The organism is Geobacillus sp. ZGt-1 (genome assembly GCF_001026865.1).
GTDB classification, from domain to species: domain Bacteria; phylum Bacillota; class Bacilli; order Bacillales; family Anoxybacillaceae; genus Geobacillus; species Geobacillus thermoleovorans.
The window spans coordinates 42,341-42,547 of record NZ_LDPD01000006.1; positions in this window are offsets into that span (position 1 = coordinate 42,341).

Sequence of the window (207 nt, forward strand, 5' to 3'; positions counted from 1 at the left end):
CTATAAGGCTGGTGAAAAACAAGTTTTTTGCTCAAACCAGCGGTATTTGATCAGCAAGGAGAACAGATCTGACAAAGTTTCTCTAATTGAAAAAGAGTTGGGATGAGTTGCCTTTTTCATTAATTCACCGGCCTTCTATGTGTACCACCATTACAGCATATCCATTTCCCGCGAAGCATTACGAAAGCTCTTGCATCGAAAAGGGCT